At 75.0% G+C, this 15,578-nt stretch carries 16 protein-coding genes and 1 pseudogene; 7 read left to right on the plus strand and 10 right to left on the minus strand.

Annotated elements, in window-relative coordinates:
• Positions 1 to 15: 15 nt before the first annotated feature.
• On the minus strand, positions 16 to 1,953 hold the full coding sequence (locus tag ACU616_RS22910; protein WP_446760718.1) for a BCCT family transporter: 1,938 nt from the start codon (positions 1,951 to 1,953) through the stop codon (positions 16 to 18).
• Positions 1,954 to 2,200: 247 nt separating this feature from the next.
• Here ACU616_RS22910 and zwf point away from each other — a divergent pair, with 247 nt between their 5' ends.
• Positions 2,201 to 3,691, plus strand: a complete 1,491-nt coding sequence (gene zwf, locus ACU616_RS22915) for a glucose-6-phosphate dehydrogenase (protein ID WP_446760719.1) — start codon at positions 2,201 to 2,203, stop codon at positions 3,689 to 3,691.
• 18 nt (positions 3,692 to 3,709) lie between these two features.
• On the opposite strand, the gene ACU616_RS22920 is transcribed toward zwf, so the two are convergent.
• Positions 3,710 to 4,624, minus strand: a complete 915-nt coding sequence (locus tag ACU616_RS22920; protein ID WP_446757825.1) for an IS982 family transposase — start codon at positions 4,622 to 4,624, stop codon at positions 3,710 to 3,712.
• 187 nt (positions 4,625 to 4,811) lie between these two features.
• Between ACU616_RS22920 and ACU616_RS22925 the strand changes: the two genes are divergently transcribed.
• On the plus strand, positions 4,812 to 5,021 hold the full coding sequence (locus ACU616_RS22925; protein WP_446760720.1) for a dodecin: 210 nt from the start codon (positions 4,812 to 4,814) through the stop codon (positions 5,019 to 5,021).
• On the opposite strand, the gene ACU616_RS22930 is transcribed toward ACU616_RS22925, so the two are convergent.
• Both ACU616_RS22930 and ACU616_RS22935 read right to left on the minus strand, forming a co-directional pair.
• A complete protein-coding gene (locus ACU616_RS22930) occupies positions 4,993 to 6,063 on the minus strand; it encodes a lysophospholipid acyltransferase family protein (RefSeq protein ID WP_446760721.1) in 1,071 nt (356 codons plus the stop codon). The genes ACU616_RS22925 and ACU616_RS22930 overlap by 29 nt on opposite strands.
• A 1-nt stretch (position 6,064) precedes the next feature.
• Positions 6,065 to 6,934, minus strand: coding sequence for a patatin-like phospholipase family protein (locus ACU616_RS22935; protein WP_446760722.1), 870 nt, complete (start codon positions 6,932 to 6,934; stop codon positions 6,065 to 6,067).
• A 92-nt stretch (positions 6,935 to 7,026) separates the two neighbouring features.
• On the opposite strand from ACU616_RS22935, the gene ACU616_RS22940 reads away from it, so the two are divergent.
• Positions 7,027 to 7,596 carry an N-acetyltransferase family protein gene (locus ACU616_RS22940; RefSeq protein ID WP_446760723.1) on the plus strand — a complete coding sequence of 190 codons (570 nt, stop codon included), beginning with the start codon at positions 7,027 to 7,029 and terminating at the stop codon, positions 7,594 to 7,596.
• Positions 7,597 to 7,613: 17 nt separating this feature from the next.
• On the opposite strand, the gene ACU616_RS22945 is transcribed toward ACU616_RS22940, so the two are convergent.
• The 3 genes and pseudogenes from ACU616_RS22945 to ACU616_RS22955 form a co-directional block, all read right to left on the minus strand.
• Entirely contained in the window at positions 7,614 to 8,531 is a 918-nt protein-coding gene (locus tag ACU616_RS22945) for an MOSC domain-containing protein (protein WP_446760724.1), read from the minus strand.
• A 24-nt stretch (positions 8,532 to 8,555) separates the two neighbouring features.
• Positions 8,556 to 8,864: a LysE/ArgO family amino acid transporter gene (locus ACU616_RS22950; protein ID WP_446760725.1), complete on the minus strand. Its 309-nt coding sequence runs from the start codon at positions 8,862 to 8,864 to the stop codon at positions 8,556 to 8,558.
• Positions 8,865 to 8,946: 82 nt separating this feature from the next.
• Positions 8,947 to 9,204 (minus strand): annotated as a pseudogene (locus tag ACU616_RS22955) (LysE family transporter); the annotation flags it as partial.
• Between the two features lie 72 nt (positions 9,205 to 9,276).
• On the opposite strand from ACU616_RS22955, the gene ACU616_RS22960 reads away from it, so the two are divergent.
• Positions 9,277 to 10,242, plus strand: coding sequence for a LysR family transcriptional regulator ArgP (locus ACU616_RS22960; protein ID WP_446760726.1), 966 nt, complete (start codon positions 9,277 to 9,279; stop codon positions 10,240 to 10,242).
• On the opposite strand, the gene ACU616_RS22965 is transcribed toward ACU616_RS22960, so the two are convergent.
• Both ACU616_RS22965 and ACU616_RS22970 read right to left on the minus strand, forming a co-directional pair.
• Positions 10,218 to 10,709, minus strand: a complete 492-nt coding sequence (locus tag ACU616_RS22965; RefSeq protein WP_446760727.1) for a DUF5313 family protein — start codon at positions 10,707 to 10,709, stop codon at positions 10,218 to 10,220. The genes ACU616_RS22960 and ACU616_RS22965 overlap by 25 nt on opposite strands.
• An 89-nt stretch (positions 10,710 to 10,798) precedes the next feature.
• On the minus strand, positions 10,799 to 11,314 hold the full coding sequence (locus tag ACU616_RS22970) for a MarR family winged helix-turn-helix transcriptional regulator (RefSeq protein ID WP_446760728.1): 516 nt from the start codon (positions 11,312 to 11,314) through the stop codon (positions 10,799 to 10,801).
• A gap of 165 nt (positions 11,315 to 11,479) precedes the next feature.
• Between ACU616_RS22970 and ACU616_RS22975 the strand changes: the two genes are divergently transcribed.
• Complete coding sequence (locus ACU616_RS22975) at positions 11,480 to 12,220, plus strand: ComF family protein (RefSeq protein ID WP_446760729.1); 741 nt, start codon at positions 11,480 to 11,482, stop codon at positions 12,218 to 12,220.
• Between the two features lie 873 nt (positions 12,221 to 13,093).
• Positions 13,094 to 13,969, plus strand: coding sequence for a transposase (locus ACU616_RS22980; protein ID WP_446757353.1), 876 nt, complete (start codon positions 13,094 to 13,096; stop codon positions 13,967 to 13,969).
• Positions 13,970 to 13,989: 20 nt separating this feature from the next.
• On the opposite strand, the gene ACU616_RS22985 is transcribed toward ACU616_RS22980, so the two are convergent.
• The gene (locus tag ACU616_RS22985) at positions 13,990 to 14,850 is read right to left on the minus strand and encodes an amidohydrolase family protein (protein WP_446760730.1); all 861 of its coding nucleotides are present in this window, start codon (positions 14,848 to 14,850) and stop codon (positions 13,990 to 13,992) included.
• Between the two features lie 176 nt (positions 14,851 to 15,026).
• Between ACU616_RS22985 and ACU616_RS22990 the strand changes: the two genes are divergently transcribed.
• Complete coding sequence (locus tag ACU616_RS22990; protein ID WP_446760731.1) at positions 15,027 to 15,578, plus strand: DUF6158 family protein; 552 nt, start codon at positions 15,027 to 15,029, stop codon at positions 15,576 to 15,578.

Consider the following 15,578-nt stretch of genomic DNA (forward strand, 5'->3'; position numbering starts at 1 on the left):
TCCCGGCCGGCGCGGCTAGCCGAGTGGCCCGCGTGGCCGGCCGGGGACCCGCACCCCGGGATCGCCCTGCCGCGGGACGACCGGACCGGCCTCCGGCAGCCGGCGCCCGTCGGTCCCGTGCGCGAGGACCGAGGCGGGAGGGTCGTGCGGCGGGACCCCGGCCGGCGCGGCGGTCGCCTCGGCGGCGGGTGGCACGTCGGCGAGCGGCAGGTCGGCGGACGGTGCCGGCTGCACGGCCAGGTCGAAGTGGTCGCCGTGCCGGGTGATCCCGTGGACGACGGCCCGCTCCACGGCCACGCTGGCGTAGGCGCCGCGCAGGACCACCGGGTCGCGGCGCAGGTCCTTGACCAGGGCCACCGCCATCCCGACCATGACCACCGCGAACGGCAGCGCCGCGATGATCGTGAGGTTCTGCAGCCCGGTCAGGGCCTCGCCCTCCTCCCCCAGCAACAGCATGATCGCCGCGACGGCGCCCATCACGACGCCCCAGAAGACGACGACCCACCGACTCGGCTCCAGGGTGCCGCGCTGGGACAGCGACCCCATGACGATGGACGCGGCGTCGGCGCCGGACACGAAGAAGATCGCCACCAGGACCATCACCAGCACCGTGGCCGCGGTGGCCAGCGGGTACTGCTCCAGGACGCCGAACAGCTGCCCCTCCGTGGTGCCCTGCCCGGCGATGTCGACGCCGCCGCGCTGGAGGGCGATGCCCGCCCCGCCGAAGACGGCGAACCACAGCAGGCTGACCACGCTGGGCACCAGGAGCACGCCGGTGACGAACTGGCGGATGGTGCGCCCGCGGCTGATCCGGGCGATGAACAGCCCGACGAACGGCGTCCAGCTGATCCACCAGGCCCAGTAGAAGACCGTCCAGCCGCGCAGCCAGGTGGCCATGGGGTCGCCGCCGGTGGCCTCGGTGCGGGCGGCCATCGCGCCCAGGTCGGAGAAGTAGCTGCCCAGGGCGTCGGGGAGCAGGTTGAGGATGAACACCGTCGGGCCGGCCACGAAGACGAACACCGCGAGGGCCAGGGCCAGCACCATGTTCGTGTTCGACAGCCACTGGATCCCGCGCTCGATGCCGGAGACCGCGGAGGCGACGAAGGCCGCGGTCAGCACCGCGATGATCCCCACCAGCACGCCGTTGCCGACGTCCCCGGCCCAGCCGAGGATCTCCACCCCGCTGCCGATCTGCAGCGCGCCCAGGCCGAGCGAGGCGGCCGAGCCGAACAGCGTGGCGAAGATCGCGAGGACGTCGATGACGCGGCCCGCCGGGCCGGAGACCCGCCGCTCGCCGAGCAGGGGGACGAACGCCGCGCTGATCAGCTGCCGGCGTCCGCGGCGGAAGGTGCCGTAGGCGATGGCCAGCCCCACGACGGCGTAGAGCGCCCACGGGTGCAGCGTCCAGTGGAACAGCGTCGTGGCCATCGCCGTCTCGACGGCCTCGGGCGTCTCGGCGCCGACGGTGAGCGGCGGCGGGGACACGTAGTGCGCCAGCGGCTCGGCGACGCCGTAGAACATCAGGCCGATGCCCATGCCGGCGCTGAACATCATCGCCACCCACGAGACGGTGCGGAACTCCGGTCGCTCGCCGTCGCGGCCCAGGGGGATGCGGCCGTAGCGGCTGGCCGCCAGCCAGATGACGAAGACGACGAAGGACGTGGCCAGGAGCACGAAGAACCAGCCGAGGTTGCCCGTGACCCAGTTGAGCGCCGACCCGCTGGCGGTGCTCAGACCCGAGGGGCTGAGGAAGCCCCAGACGACGAAGCCGAGGGCCATGACCGCGGCGACGGCGAACAGCACCTTGTCGACGTCCCAGTGCCGGTCGGCCACGGACGGCGGTGGCTCGGCGATGGCGGGGTGCGTCCCGGACACGGAGACGTCCCGCGCCCGGACGGGCGGCGTGCCGTTCCGGCCGGGATCGGCGGTCGGGTCGTGACCTGCTTCGTTCATGGCGCTCCCCAGGGTGTGGCGCGTCCCGCGACGGGCCGGACCGGGCCGGTGGTCACCACGAGTCTGGCGGGAGTCGCCCCAGACCTGAAGACACCGGCAGCACATGGCCCCGTGGGCCCGGCCGCGGCGGGGCCGGGCGACACCGTCGGGTGCCGCAGGCCTCGCGCCTGCTGGGGACTGCGGCCAGACTGGACACCCGCCGGAGCCGACCATCCCCGAGGGCACGGCGGCAGGGGGCTGCGACGCGATGACGACCGATCAGGACCGCCGCTCGCCGGCATGCTGCCTGGTGATCTTCGGCGCCTCGGGCGACCTGACCGCGCGCAAGCTGCTGCCCTCGCTGGAGCGGCTGGCCGCCTACGGGGCGCTGCCCCGCGAGTTCGTGCTGGTCGGGGTGGCGCGCACCCCGATGACCGACGAGGAGTTCGCCGCGCTGTGCCGCGACCGCGTCGCCGGTGAGGGCAACCCGCGGTGGCGGGAGCTGACGGACACGGTCCGCTACGTCCACGGCGGCTACGACGACCCGGCCACCTACGCGCGGCTGGCCGAGGTGCTCGCCGAGTGCGACCGCGACCACGGGACGGCGGGCAACCGCGTCTACTACTTCTCGGTGCCGCCGCGGCTGTTCAGCCCGGTCGCGCTGTCGCTGGGCAAGGCCGGCATGGGCCGGGCCGACGACGGCGGCTTCGTCCGGGCGGTCATCGAGAAGCCGTTCGGCTGGGACGAGGACAGCGCCCGCGACCTCTACGCCGACCTGTCCTCGGCGTTCGGTGAGGACCAGATCTTCCGGATCGACCACTACCTGGCCAAGGAGACGGTGCAGAACCTGCTGGCGCTGCGGTTCGCGAACTCGATCTTCGAGCCGATCTGGAACCGGACCTGGGTCGACAACGTGCAGATCACCGTCGCCGAGACGCTGGGGGTCGGCGAGCGCGGCAGCTTCTACGAGACGACCGGCGCGATGCGCGACATCGTGCAGAACCACGTGCTGCAGGTCCTGTCGCTGTTCCTCATGGAGCCGCCGACGTCCTTCCACCCGGAGGCGATCCGCGACGAGAAGGTCAAGCTGCTGCGCGCCATCCGCCCGCTCGACGAGGAGGCCGACATCGCCGCCAACGCCGTCCGCGGTCAGTACACGCGCGGCGGCACCCGGGAGGACCTGATGCCCGGCTACCGCGAGGAGCCCGGCGTCGACCCGCTCAGCTCCACCGAGACCTTCGTCGCGCTGCGCCTGGACATCCACAACTGGCGCTGGAACGGCGTCCCGGTCTACGTGCGCACCGGCAAGCGGCTGCCCGCCCGCGTCACCGAGGTGGCCATGGAGTTCCACCGGCCGCCGCAGCTGCCGCTGTTCCCCGGCACCGCCTCCGACCTCGGGCCCGACGCGCTCATCGTGCGGGTGCAGCCCGACGAGGGGCTGAGCCTGCAGTTCGGCGCCAAGGTCCCCGGCCACGCCTTCCGGGTGCAGAAGGCGTCGATGGACTTCTCCTACGAGAGCTTCGAGCAGGTGTCCATCGACGCCTACGAGCGGGTCATCCTCGACGCGCTCATCGGCGACCCCACGCTGTTCATCCGGGCCGACGAGGTGGGCCGGTCGTGGCGGATCGTCGACCCGGTGCTGCGGTACTGGGGCCAGGACGACCGGCCGATCCCGCTGTACCAGGCGGCCACCTGGGGCCCGGCGGAGGCCACCGCCCTCGTCGCCCGCGACGGCCGCACCTGGCGACGCCTCGACTAGATGACTGATTCCAAGGGGTCAGTGGTCGTAGGCGAGTAGCGATCTGCGGACGGATTGGCCGGTGTGGTCGTTGTGCCAGATGACCGCGGTCAGGGCCAGCAGGCGCTGCAGCACCCGGATCAGGACGCCGGCTGGGGTGTGGCCGCCGTGCAGTTCGAGGTCGAGCTGGCCTTTGAGGGTGTCGAAGACCGACTCGATGGTCTGGCGCAGCGGTTTGAACACCGATGCGCCGGGCCGGTCGGGTTCTCCGCGGCGGGGGCGGCGCAGCAGCCTCAGCCCGGCGTCGGCCAGCTCGGCTTCGAAGCGGCGGCCGTAGTCGTGCTTGTCGGTGATGAGGATCTGTCCGGGATGGCTCGAGATGAGGGCGGGGTCGGCGCCGAGCAGGTCGAGCAGCACCTGGCGTTCGTCGGCTGTGGCGCCGGAGAGGGCGAAGGCGACCGGCAGTCCGTGCAGGGTGGCGATCAGGTGCAGCCGCAGCCCCCAGAAGTAGCGGGTGTGGCTGGCGCAGTAGCCGTACTCGGCCCAGCCGGCCAGCTCCGAGCGGCGGACCGCTTCCCGGGAGCGGGCGCATTCGATCGGCGTGGAGTCGATGACCCACACGTCATCGGCCCACAGGCTGGTGTCGGTCGCCAGGGCCCGGATCAGCCAGATCACGGTGCCGGCGAGGCGGCGCAGCCGCTTGTTGTAGCCGGGCTGGTGCGGCAGGTAGGGAAACAGCGGGCGCAGCTGCTGGCCGGCGAACCGCAGCCAGCGGGCCTCGCTGGTGAACCCCAGCAGCGCCTGCAACACCGCCAGGGTCACCAGCTCGGCATCGCTGAGCCGGGGAGCGATGCCCACCGCCGGGCGCCACGGGAGCCGCTGCGGCGCGGCCTTCAGCAGGTCATCGGTGCGGGCATACAGTGCCGTGGCGAGGGTGTCCAGGTCGGCGTCCACGAGGGCCTCCCGGCTCGACGTTGGGTTAGCAACGCCAAGCCTGAACACCCTCGCCCGTGATCACACCGGTTTCAGCCCGAACCCCTTGGAATCAGTCATCTAGCCGCGGCTGGACCGACGCGGTCCGGCCGACCGCGCCGGACCGTCCCCGCCCGGGGCTCCCGGGCCCGACCCGGAGGAGTTCCCGGTGAGCGACCACGTGTACCGGCTCAGCGAGATCGTCGGGAGCAGCACGTCCGGCGTCGACGACGCCGTCCGCACCGCGATCCGCCGCGCCTCGCAGACCGTGCGGAACATCGAGTGGTTCGAGGTGCAGGAGATCCGCGGCCAGGTGAGCGACGGCGAGGTGGCGCACGTCCAGGTCACCCTCAGGATCGGCTTCCGCGTCGAGGAGTGACGACCGCGGCGCGGCGGTCCCCGGCAGCGGACGTGGCGGCGATCCAGGTGTCGATCGTCTCCCACCACCGGTAGAGCCAGTCGGTCAGCTCCTCCTCGTCACGCGGGACCTCCGCGGCCGGGACGAACCACCAGCGCAGGTGCAGCGTCTTGTCCATCGGCAGCCCCCGCCAGACGTCGCGCACCGTGCTGAGGTGCTCCAGGCCGGTGTGCGCGACGAGGACGACGTCGGCGTGCGGGGCCGCGCGCAGCGCCGCGGCGACCCCGCCCGGGCGCGGGGGCAGCAGGTGCCGCATCGCCTCGGCCCGCCGCACCGCCGACAGCAGGCCGCGCTCGCGCAGCCGCTGCAGGGCCCGGACCTTGCGCCGCGGGGTGAAGTTGGCGCCCTCCGGGAAGATGAGCAGCGCGTCCTCCTCGCCCAGGTCGCGGGCCAGGTCGGCGATCGCCTGCTCCGAGCCGTGCCCCGCGGCCGGGTCCGAGGACACGAAGGAGTTGGGCAGCCGGTTGAGGTAGACGTCGATGAGCGGGTCGAGCTGCAGCACGTCCTTGAGCACGACGCGCGGCTGGCGCAGGTGGTCGCGGTTCATCAGCGTGTGCACGAGCAGGAACGAGTCGCCCGGGCCGGCGTGCCGGGAGAGCACGACCATGGCGTTGGTCGAGCCGGGCACCCCGTCGTCCAGCGGCGACCACGACTCGCCGTCGGTGACCAGCCGCAGCGCGAAGAGCCGCTGCGCCGCCCGCATCAGGGTGTCGAGCAGCAGGCGCAGCACGGTGTAGTGCGCCGCCCGGGACGCCGGCGACCGCAGCCGGCGCCCGAAGCCGCTGAGCACCCACAGCACCGCCGCGGCCGCGAGCCCGGCGACCTCCAGCGCGAGGTAGACCAGGGCGAAGCACAGCAGGCGCAGCGCCCGCAGGCGCCCGGGCAGGAACACCGAGGCGAGCACCGACACGACCGCGAGCGCGGGCACCAGGACGACCGCGGCCACGAGCGCGGCGATCAGCAGCGGACCGGTGACCCGGCGCACGCGGCGGGGTGGCAGCACGTCAGACTCCTCCGTCCCGGGTGGCGGCGATCCGGTCCAGGTGCTCGCGGGCCGCGGCGTGGGCCCGCTCGATCCGGGCGGGGACACCGGAGAAGTCGCGGTAGCGCAGCGCGCCGGACGCCGCCGGCGCCGGGTCGCCCGCGGGGAGGACGTGCACCGTGACGCCCGGCGGGAGCGCGGCCAGGTCGGCGGCGAAGCGGTGCCGGCGGGCGATCTCGAAGGCGACCGTGGCGACCTCCCAGGGGCGGGTCGGCGGGCGCAGCGGGCGGTCGATGCGCCCGACGTGCAGCACGTAGACGGTCGCGGCGCCCAGCGCCACCGCCCGGCCGACCGGGATGCTGTGCACCAGCCCGCCGTCGAGGTGGTGCTCGCCGTCGAGCTCCACGGCCGGCAGCAGCCCGGGGACGGCGCAGGAGGCGAGCACGGCGTCGACGAGCGGGCCGTCGGTGAACCACCGCTCCGCCGCCCGCTCGATGCTGGCCGCGACGCACTGGAACGGAACGGCCAGCTCGGCGAAGGTCTGCACCGGCAGGTGCTCGGTGAGCAGGTCGCGCAGCGGCTCCCGCGGGTGCAGGTGCGTGCGGGTGCGCACCAGCGTCCGCGCGCGGCCCAGCAGGGACCCGGCGAAGACCCCCCGGGAGGCCAGCTCCTCCCAGACCCCGCGCAGCCGGTCGACCGCGCCCGGGGCCGGGTCGGCGGCGACGACCGCGCCGTTGATCGCGCCCACCGAGGTGCCCACGACCAGGTCGGGGCGGATGCCGCGCTCGAGGAGCGCCTGCAGCATCCCGACCTCGGCCGCGCCGAGCACTCCCCCGCCGCCGAGGACGAACGCCGTCCCGCCCGGGCCGGCCGGCACGGGTGGCGGGACCATGCCGGCATCGTGCCACCCGCCGCGCGGGGACGACCCGCGTGCTCCCGGGCACACCTCGGACGCAACCACCCCCGCTGGGCGTTGGACCGGACATGAGCAGCCACCGGACCGCCCAGCGGGTCCCCGGCGCGACCGGGCCGGGGACCGAGGTCGACCTCGCCGACGGGACGCCGGCACTGGTCTGGCCGCTGCTGGACACCGACGGGGAGGCGCTGCAGCGCGGCTACGCCGAGTTGTCGTCGGCCTCGCGGCGGTCGCGGTTCCTCACCGAGCCGCCGGAGCTGTCCGACTCGCTGCTGCGGCTGTTGGTCGACGAGGTGGACGGCGTCGACCACGTCGCCGTCGTCCTCACCGCCTACCCCGCCGGGGGCGGCGCCCGGCCGGTCGGGGTGGCACGCCTGGTGCGCCACCCCGGCGAACCCGAGGTGGCCGACGTCGCGGTCACCGTGCTCGACGCCTGGCAGGGCCGCGGGGTCGGCCGGGCGCTGCTGGCGGCCGTGCTCGACCGCCGGCCCCGCGGCGTCGTCCGGCTGCGGACGGCGGTCGCCGCCGGGAACCGGGCCTCGCTGCGGATGCTGGGTCGGGTGGGCCAGATGACGACCCGCCACGAGGGAGCGGGCCAGCTCACCGTCGCGGTGACCGACCTGCCCCCTGCCGCCTGAGGCCCGGGACCGCGCCCTCAGAGCGAGACGACCGGCGCTCCCCGGCGGATCTCCCCGTCGGTGAGGACGTCGGCCCGCAGGCCGCCGCGGTGGATGAGCGGCCGCAGGACCCCCGGCCCGCTGAGCCGGTCGAGGTGGACGCACGGCTCGCACAGCCGGCGCCCCTCGCACAGCACGTCCCCGATCCGGAACCGCCGTCCGACCAGGGCGTTGACGTCGATGCCGCGGGTGAGCACGTTGCGCCGGGTGCCGGCGAAGTCCAGGTCGTGCCCGGCGGCGGCGAGCTCGTCGAGGACCTCGGCGGCCATCAGGGTCAGGTCGTAGCCGGGGCGCCGTCCGGCGCGGGGGGTGAACGTACCGGCCCCCGCGGCGTAGCGGTCACCGTCGAGCCCGCGGCCGGCGCGGGCCCGCGCGACCTCGAGCAGCCGCATCGGCGCCTCCGCGGCCGGCGCGACGGCGAGCTCCTCGACGGTGCCGCGCAGCTCGGGCCCGGCCGGCTGCCGGCGCAGCACGGGGTCGAGGGAGGCGACGGCGTGCGCCTCGCGGATGCGCAGGTCCGCGGTGGCCCGGCCCAGCAGCCCGGGCGCCTGGGGGCTGAGGACGACGCCCGGCGGCGTGCCGAACGCCAGCACGGCCGCCGTCCCGGCCGGGTCCTCCACGACGGCGATCCACCACCCGGGCCACTGGAAGCGCACGGGGTCGGCGATGGGCACCAGCCCCGACCCGCGCTCGGCCAGCCAGGTCCGCCAGGCGCCCAGCGCCTGCACCAGGTCCTCGCCGCGCCCGGACACCTCGGGCCCGGACACCTCGGGCCCGGACACCTCGGGCAGCGGCAGGTCGGTCACCGGCACCTCGATCACCGACGCCAGGCAGGCGGCGAACCCCCGGGCGAGGGCACCGGCGGGGGGTCCGGGTGGGAGCTCGACGTCGATCACAGGTCCTCCTCGGGTTCGGGTGGGTCAGGCCCCGCTGACGTCGCCGACGCCGCTGACGCCGCGGACGGCGAGCGAGACGGCGAGCACGGTCATGACGACGGCGATGACGCCGTCGAGGGCACGCCAGGCCGCCGGGCGGGCGAACACCGGCCGCAGCAGCCGGGCGCCGTAGCCGAGGCCGGTGAACCAGACGACGCTGCCGAGACCGGCACCGGCGGCGAACTGCCACCGGTGCTCGCCGTAGGTCGACGCCATCGAGCCGAGCAGCACCACCGTGTCCAGGTACACGTGCGGGTTGAGCCAGGTCAGGGCCAGGCAGGTCCCGACGGTCACCGCGAGACCGGCGCGGGCGCCGGCGGCGTCGGGCAGCAGCGCGCCGGGACGCAGCGCCCGGCGCGGCCAGCACGCCGTAACCCAGCAGGAACGCCGCGCCGGCGAAGCACACCACCGGGACGAGCCACGGCACGCGGGACAACGCGGCGCCGGCGCCCAGCACCCCGGCGAGGATGAGCGCGAGGTCGGAGAGTGCGCACACCGCCACCACCGCGGCCACGTGCTCCAGGCGGAGCCCCTGCCGCAGGACGAAGGCGTTCTGGGCGCCGATGGCCACGATCAGGCCCAGGCCCAGGGCGAGCCCGGAGGCGGCGGCGAGCAGCGCCGGGGTGGTCAGCACGCCCTCGACGCTAGGAACGGATCTGCCCCCGGTTCAGCTCAACATCCTGACGCATCGTTAGCGTAGCTGTTCATGGAGCTGGACCTCGCCCACCTGCGGGCGCTGGACGCCACCGTCCGCGGGGGCACGCTGGAGGCCGCCGCCCGGGCGCTGCACGTCACCCCGTCGGCGATCAGCCAGCGGTTGCGCGCGCTGGAGGTCGCGACCGGCCGGATCCTGCTGGTGCGGACCAAGCCGGTGCAGGTCACCGAGTCCGGGCAGGCGGTGCTGCGCCTGGCCCGGCAGGTCGACCTGCTCACCGCCGACGTCGCCCGCGAGCTCGGCGGCGACCCCTCACCCGAGCACCTGCCCACCCTGCCGATCGCGGTGAACGCCGACTCGATGACCACCTGGGTGCTGCCCGCGCTGGCGCCCCTGGCCGGCGACGTCTGCTTCGACCTGCACCGCGAGGACCAGGAGCACACCAGCGCCCTGCTGCGCGCCGGCACGGTGATGGCGGCGGTGACCGCGGACGCCGAGCCGGTGCCCGGCTGCACCTCCACCCGCCTGGGCGGGATGCGGTACCGGCCCATGGCCACCCCGCGGTTCGCGCGGCGCTGGTTCCCCGCCGGCCCCACCGCCGCCGCGCTCGCGCGGGCCCCGGTCGTCGTCTTCGACCGCAAGGACGACCTGCAGCACCGCTACCTGCACGCCCGGGCCGGGTCCGACGTCGCCCCGCCGGTGCACTACGTCCCCGCCGCGGCGGACTACGTCACCGCCGTGGCCCTCGGCCTGGGCTGGGGCATGGTTCCCGGCCTGCAGGCGCGGGGGCTGGCGGTCGAGCTGGCCGACCTCGACCCGGCCGGCGCGGTCGACGTCACGCTGTACTGGCAGCAGTGGCGGCTGCGCTCGGCCACCCTCGACCGCGTCCGGGAGGCGGTGCTGGCCGCAGCGGCCCGCGAGCTGGACCAGCCCGCCCCCGGCCGAGGCCCCACCGGCTCCGGCGCGGCGACGGCGCGGGACCCGGTGGGGGGTCAGCGACCGGTGCGGCCGCGGTAGCGGGCGGCGCGCCGGGCCGCCGCGGCCCGCCGGCGCTCGATGTCGCGCTGGTCGCGCGCCAGGGCGGCGCGCTCCCGCTGCGCGGTCGCGGTGCCCGCCGGGTAGCCGGCCTTCACCACCCGGTTCTCGGTGCTCTCGGGCATGTAGGCCATCGAGTAGAACAGGCCGAGGATCAGGCCGGCACCGGCGCAGGCGGCGCGCAGCCCCCACGGCGCCGGCAGGAACAGCATGATCAGCGCGACCGGCACGGCGAGCTGGACCAGCATGCGCAGGACGTGGCGCAGCCACCACGTCCGCACCGTGGTGTCGTGCAGCACCCAGCCGCGGTGACGCTCGGGCAGCCGCCCGCCGAACGCGTACCAGACCCACCGGTGCGGAGCCGGCCGGACGACGGACCCGGCCGGCGGGCCGGCCTGCGGGGCGGTGCTGCTCATGGCGCGTGGCTGCTCCTGCTCGACGACGGTCACGTCCCCATGGTGCCCGCAAAACGTTGGTGGGCCAACCGTTGGGGTGCCAAGTGTCGGCCATCCCACACGGTCGCGGGCCCTGGCCCGGGTCAGGCGACCGTCGCCTCCGCAGCGGCACCGTCCGCCGGGTCGGTGCCGGCGAGGGCGTGCTGGGCGGCGGCGATCACCCGGGTCAGGGCGCCGTGCAGGCCCACCAGCTCCTCGAGTGACATGCCGAGCCGCTCGACGATGCCGGCCGGGATCCGCTCCGCCTGCTCGCGCAGCGCCCTGCCCTCGTCGGTCAGCGCCAGCGCCAGGTTGCGCTGGTCCCTCGGGTCGCGCTCGCGGCGCAGCAGACCGGCCGCCTCGAGCCGCTTGAGCAGCGGGGAGAGCGTGCCGGGGTCGAGCTGCAGCAGGCCCGACAGCTCCTTGACCGACAGCGTCCCGTGCTGCCACAGCGCCAGCATCACCAGGTACTGGGGATGGGTCAGGCCGAGCGGCTCGAGGACGGGACGGTAGACGGCGACCACGTTGCGGGCGGCCACCGACAGGGCGAAGCACACCTGCCGGTCCAGGGCGAGCACGTCCTCGGGCCCGGACGGCTGCGGTGTCTGGCGGGTCGTCACGCCCCCACGGTAGAGGGCTGGCGCACCAACGGTTGGCCCACCAACGACGACTCCCCCGCGCCGACGTCGCGGATCCGGCACCGCGACGTGTCGCCGGACCGGCCTCCCGTGCCCTACGGTCGCGCCTTCCGAGGTCTCCACCACCGGTTTCGTCGAGGACGTGGGATGCCAGCTGAGCTGCACGCGCTGCGACCGTCACCGGCCGGCTTCCCCGCCTGCCCCGGCTGCGTCTACTGGACGACGGGGAGCCCGGCCGTCTGCTACCCGTGCGCCACCGCCCCGGGCCCCCGGACGTCCGGCCCGGCGTGCGCCCTCTGCGGGCAGGCGCTCGACGGCGACGGCCGCTGCCCGAACACCGTGTGCACCCTCGCGGACCCGCACTTCTCCCGCATCTACACCGTGACCAGCCGCTCGGACGAGATGTGGGAGGCGATCTGGAGCTACAAGTACGGCGAGGAGCGCGCCTGGGCCGAGGTGCTCGCTCGCATCCTCGTCGGCTTCCTCGAGGACCACCGCGACGACCTGGCGCGCTTCGACCTGATCACCACCGGGGCCATCTACGTCGGACCCCGCGCCCAGCGGCTGTGGGACTACCTGCGCGTCGTCGTGGACGCGGCCGCGCGGCTCGGCCCCGACTGGCCGTTCGCGCCCGGGCTGATCGCCAAGTCGGTGCCGACGGGCCGGTTCCTCGGCATCGACGCCGGAGCCCGCCAGCGGATCGCGGAGGGTGAGCTGCGCGCCGCGCTGTCGGTCCCCGAGCCCGACCGCGTGGCCGGGCGACGGGTCCTGGTCTTCGACGACGTGTACTCCGAGGGCTTCTCCCTGCGGGAGATGGCCCGGGTGCTCCTCGCCGCCGGCGCCGTCGAGGTCGCCGGCCTCGTGCTCACCCGCCGCAAGGGCGGCTGAGCGGGCGGTAGCGCCACGTCGCCGACGCCAGCGCCGACGCCGCGGCCAGGGCCACCCCCGCGACCGGCGCGCCGAGGCGGACCGGGGCGATGGCGATCCAGAAGCCGCCGCCCAGTGGCAGCGGGGCCTCGTCCAGGTCCCGCCGTGCCGGCTCCGGTGGCGCCGGTCTCGGCAGCGCATCCGCCGCCCGCCTGCCCTTGCCGGTCGCCGGCAACCACCGCGACCCGTTCCGGGGCCCCTCCCGGGCGCGACCGGGGCCGGACGACCCTGGCGCGCCGCACGGGGGCGCGAGCCGGTCATCCGCTTCACGGCCGTCTGGGAACAGGGCGACGTGTCGGCCGTGGACGAGGTCCTCGCCGGGGACGTCGTCCACCACGGTCCGCCGTTCCCCGACAGGGCCGCGCCGAGCTGGGCCCGTTCATCACCGGGTTCCACACCGGCTTCTCCGAGATCCACGCCCAGGTGCACGAGCACGTCCCCGACGGGACCACCTCGGTGCACCGCTGGACCCCCGAGGCCGTGTCCTCCGGGACGACGCCGCTGCTGCCGGGGGTGGAACCGACCGGGAACCCGCACGACCGCCGAGGGCGTCCACGTCCTGCACTGGTCCGGGGACCGGGTGTCGGAGGCGTGGCACCTCGGCGACCGGCTCGGCCGGCTGACGGGGCCGGTGTCCTGCCGCCGATGCCGGCGACGGGCGCCTGGGACCACCGCGCCGGGAGAGCGGTCAGGACGCCGTCCGCGAGCTCGCGCCCGCCCGGCCTCCTCAGGCGCGTTATGTGGGTTGCCCGCGGCAACTGATGGCTTGACATGAGGGCGCCTCTGCGGAACGTGGCGGTTGTCGAAGACCCCTCGTCCGCAGAGGCGCCTCTCATGCTGCCCACCGAGAACCTCCTCGTCCACGTCTACGTGCTCGTCGACGACGCCATCGCCGCCGCAGAAGTGACCATTCCGGTGCGGCCGGGTCCGGCGCCGGCCTGCAGCGACGCCGAACTGCTCACCATCGCGCTGGTGCGCCATCTGCTGGGCCGGCGCAGCGAAGCCGGGTTCCTCGCCGAGGTCGCCCGCGACTTCGCGCACCTGTTTCCCCGGCTGCCCCACCAGTCGGAGGCCAACCGGCGCATCCGCTGGCTGTGGGCGGCCTTCGAGCAGCTGCGCGCCGCGCTGGTGGCCCGGTGCCCGCTCGATGACTGCGCCCAGATCGACACCAGCGCGCTGCCGGTCAAGCACCCTTCCCGGGTCCGCGGCCCCGATGGCTGGGTCGGCCCGCACGAGCTGGTCGCCGGCTTCGGCCGCGACGGCGCGCACGGAGAGTGGTTCTACGGCTTCCGGCTGGCCGTCCGCACCGATCTGGGATCGCGGCTGGTGCGCGCCTGGAGCATCGTGCCCGCCGCGGTCAACGAACGCGACGTCGCGACCGATCTGCTCGCCGCCGGGCCAGCACCGCGTGACCTGCTGGTCGACAAGGGCTTCACCGGTCGGGCCTTCACCGCCGCCTGCGCCGCCCGCGGCACCGCCGTGCTCACCCCGCCCACCAAGGCCCAGCGCCCGAACATGCCCAGCGCCCTGCGCCAGGTGATCGCCCGCTGGCGCAACCACATCGAGGTCACCTTCGGCGAGCTCACCGACCGGATGGAGCTGGCCCGCCACGGCGCCCACACCTTCTGGGGCCTGCTGACCCGCACCGCCGCCACCATCGCCGCGCACACCCTGCTACGCGTTCATTCCACCGACCTCAGGCTGGCGTAACCCAACCCACATAACGCGCCTCAGGCCGGGTCGAGCCCCGAGTAGACCCTCAGGGCGTTGCCGCCGAGGACGAGCGGGACGACGTCGTCCGGGATGCCCAGCGAGGCGACGGCGCGGGCGTTGACCGCCTGCCCGGGGACGCCGGGCCAGTCGGTGCCGTAGATGAACTTGCGCGCCAGCCGGCCCAGGTCGAACCGGGCGTAGTACTCCGGCAGCCGCTTCGGAGGCAGACCCGAGAGCTCGATCCACACGGTGGGCCGCGAGACCGCGAGGAACGCGGCTGCGTCGTACCACCACCCGCGCCCACCGTGGGCGAGCACCACCTGCAGCTCGGGGAAGTCGCGCAGGACGGCGTCGAGCAGCTGCGGGTCGGCGTAGGCGTTGGTGGACCCGGGGAAGCTGCTCGTCCCGCAGTGCACCACCAGCGGCACTCCACGCTCGACGAGGACCGCGTAGGCCGGGTACAGCGCCGCGTCGTCGGCGCGGAAGCCGCCGTGCACCGGGTGGATCTTCAGCGCCGCCGCGCCGAGGTCGAGCTGCCGGGTGAGCTCCCGGGCGATCGGGAAGTGCAGGTGCGGGTTGACGTTGGCGACCGGGCGGAACCGCCGGGGGTTGGCCTCGACCAGGGGCAGCAGGTCGTCGAAGAGCTGGTAGCCGGTGGCCTTGGGGCTGTACTCGCAGAACAGCAGCGCGACGTCGACGCCCTCCTCGGCGAAGAGCCGATCGAGCACCGCGGGGTCCGGGGTCCCGTCGGCGCGCCAGACCTCCTCGAGGACGCCCGGCCGGCCGAACTGCCGGGCCCAGTCGACCCACGCGGGCGCGAGCGAGGACAGCCGCGGCACGTGCACGTGGGCGTCGACCAGGACGTGCCCGTCGAGCATCGCGTTCCCTCCCGTCGTCCGGCCGCGCTATCCTAACGTCCTACACCCGACCCCCTCCTCGTCCGGTGCGGTGTAGACGGTCGGCGGAGCGTCCGGGCCGGCACGCTGACAGCGCCGCGCGCGGCGGGCACCATGCGACCGAGGCCACAGCGCAGGCGCCACGCGGAGGAGCAGCCATGACCGAACGACCCGGGGTCCCGGCCCGCGACCTGTCCGACGAGGAGCTGGAGCGCCAGGGCGTGCACGCCCACGCCATGCGGCACTGGGTGTTCCTGCACGGCACCGCCGACCAGTTCCGCACGCACACCGAGCGGATGCTCGAGCTTGAGCAGGAGTACCTGCGCCGGCACCCGCAGCGCACGTGGCAGGGCTCGGGCGGCGGGGCCGTGACGCCGTCCCGCGACGACCGCATCCGCGACCTGGTGCAGACCTTCTCCCGCGCCGTCACCGCCCTGCTCGACGAGGAGCCCGCGCCGTCCGCCCCCGAGGGCCGCGGCCGCGACCCCGAGGAGGCGCAGACCGCGCTGCTGCGCCGCTTCGCCGAGGCGCCCGGGGGCCGGATGCACAAGCTGGAGGCCCACCAGATCGCCCGCCAGCTCGCCCCGGACAACCACCTGGTCGCCCGGCTCTACCGCCAGGACCCGCCGCTGCTGGCGGCCGAGCGGGACATGCGGGTGCTCACCGAGGCCGGCCGGCAGTGGCTGGCCTCGCACGCCGCGACCGCCTGA

It is taken from the genome of Geodermatophilus sp. URMC 62 (assembly GCF_052931475.1).